Raw genomic sequence first — 1915 nt, 5'->3', positions numbered from 1 at the left:
TGTGACGACCCAGAAGCACCGCGGCAGCGCACGGCGCACGAACATGACAATTCAGTTCTTGATGAAAGGCAGAAAGAATGAGCAACCCCTTCGACGATGCAGACGCGAAGTTCCTGGTATTGGTGAACGAGGAGGGCCAGCACTCGCTGTGGCCGGTCTTCGCGGACGTGCCTGCCGGCTGGACCACCGTGCACGGAGAGGACTCGCGTGAGGCCTGCGTGGCCTACGTCGAGGCCAACTGGACCGACATGCGCCCGAAGAGCCTGATCGCCGCGATGGAGGCCGACGCCGCGAGGTAGTTGCCCAGAACGACGCCGGCCCCGGAACTCGTGTTCCGGGGCCGGTCTGGTTCTTTGTGCGTCGGGGCTGGGATCAGCCGTTGAAGATGGTGAAGCCGTTGCCGGTCATGGGGTTGCCATTCGCGTCACGCCAGGAATTGAGGTGGTCGAGGATCTTCTTGGCTGACGTGTAGGCCCACTGGGCGACGGGGTTTGCGCCCGGCGCCCACCACGAGACGATTCCGGCCCACTTGGTCCCGGTGCCCTTGATGAAGGCAGGGCCGCCGGAGTCGCCGCCCAACTGGCCTGCGCTGGTGCGGATCACGCCATCAGCGGTACTCCAGACCATTCCGCAGATGAGGTCCGTTGGCGTGCCGCCCTGAACCTGTCCTTCATTGGTGATGGCGCCGGCATTGCAGAGGGTTTGCCCGAAGGGAGGAAGCTTCGGGTTTCCGGCGGCGTCTGCGTACAGCGCGTTCATGGTGAACCAGGGCTTGGCGGGCTCCACGACCTGGCTGTAGTCGAGGACCTGCTCGCCCGATTCGTTGGTTCGCGTTGCATACTTGGGTGCGGTCATCACCTGGCTCGATAGCGTGACATGCGGAGCGAACTCGATGACCATGTAGTCGAGTTTGTTGATCGGGTACTCGCGGCCGGGACGCTCGTCAACCGATACATAACGGATCCACCCGATGGGACCGGCTCCGACATCCCGCCAGTCCCAGACCGGGTAATCGTTGGTGGTGGTGTGGACATTGACCGCGGGCCCCACGATGGGCTTCCACGTGTTGTCCGTCAGTCGCTGGGTGTTGTCGGGGTTCCATTCCTTGTCGGGGACGGGGTTGCAGTGCCCCGCGGTGATTCCGACCTTGCGTCCCGCCGCGTCGGTGCCGACGGCGCCGAGTGTGCACTGATTGCCGAAGTAGACGTAGTCGTCGAACGTGATCCGCATGCCTGCCGCGACGGTCTTGGGTGCGGGGACGGCCGGTTGTGGAACCTGGCTGTAGTCCTTGGCCGGCCCAGGCGGTTCCTCCTGAAGGGCGTGCGCGGTGCCGGGGCCGAGACCGAGCAGCAATACGGATGTGGCGACGGCTCCGGCAAGATACCTGATGGGGCGCTTCACAGAACTCCTCTGACTGAATCATGTTCATTCGGGTACATTTCAGATCGGATAGTAGACCGATCGGTTTCTTTTTGGGGGGTGGTTCGCGACTTCAGCCAAGCGAGGTGACGGTCGGGATCGGCGATGGTCGACCTCATCGAGGGAGTCGGCACAATTACGTCCGCCAGAGCGGACAACGCGGCAGAATGGCCACGCATCAGTGGCCAAGGTTTCGACCGTGTTGCCACCGGCTGCTTCGGATCGCCCCTGACGACCAATCCCGTGGCGACACCCTGCCCGCTGTGAAGGAGTTTCTCCGTGTGTTCGATCCTCGGCATTTTCGGTCTGCGGTCCGGCGACGATCTGGCCGCGCTGCGTGTTCAGGCCGTGGAACTGTCGCGCAGGCAGCGGCACCGCGGGCCCGACTGGAGCGGGGTGTTCGTCGGTGACGGCGCGATCCTGGTGCACGAGCGCCTGGCGATCGTGGACCCGGCCAGCGGGTCGCAGCCGCTGCGCTCGCGGGACGGTCACCTCG

General features: G+C 64.4%; 2 protein-coding genes and 1 pseudogene. 2 read left to right on the top strand and 1 reads right to left on the bottom strand.

The window, feature by feature from the left end; genetic code table 11:
- Window positions 1-77: 77 nt before the first annotated feature.
- Complete coding sequence (locus FCG67_RS24550; RefSeq protein ID WP_136912188.1) at window positions 78-299, top strand: MbtH family protein; 222 nt, start codon at window positions 78-80, stop codon at window positions 297-299.
- 73 nt (window positions 300-372) lie between these two features.
- Here the strand turns inward: FCG67_RS24550 and FCG67_RS24545 are convergent, their stop codons facing one another.
- Complete coding sequence (locus FCG67_RS24545; RefSeq protein WP_136912187.1) at window positions 373-1401, bottom strand: chymotrypsin family serine protease; 1029 nt, start codon at window positions 1399-1401, stop codon at window positions 373-375.
- Window positions 1402-1698: 297 nt separating this feature from the next.
- Between FCG67_RS24545 and FCG67_RS24540 the strand changes: the two are divergent.
- Window positions 1699-1915: pseudogene (locus tag FCG67_RS24540) on the top strand (hypothetical protein); the annotation flags it as partial.

Origin of the sequence: Rhodococcus oryzae, assembly GCF_005049235.1 — a bacterium.
Taxonomy (GTDB): Bacteria; Actinomycetota; Actinomycetes; order Mycobacteriales; family Mycobacteriaceae; genus Rhodococcus_G; species Rhodococcus_G oryzae.
The sequence above is the reverse complement of the archived record's forward strand: the minus strand, read 5'-3'. Positions and strand labels throughout refer to the sequence as shown.

Bases quoted from the DNA above. Each gene is read 5' to 3' on its own strand.
- FCG67_RS24550 (WP_136912188.1), top strand. From the start codon at position 78: ATGAGCAACCCCTTCGACGATGCAGACGCGAAGTTCCTGGTATTGGTG.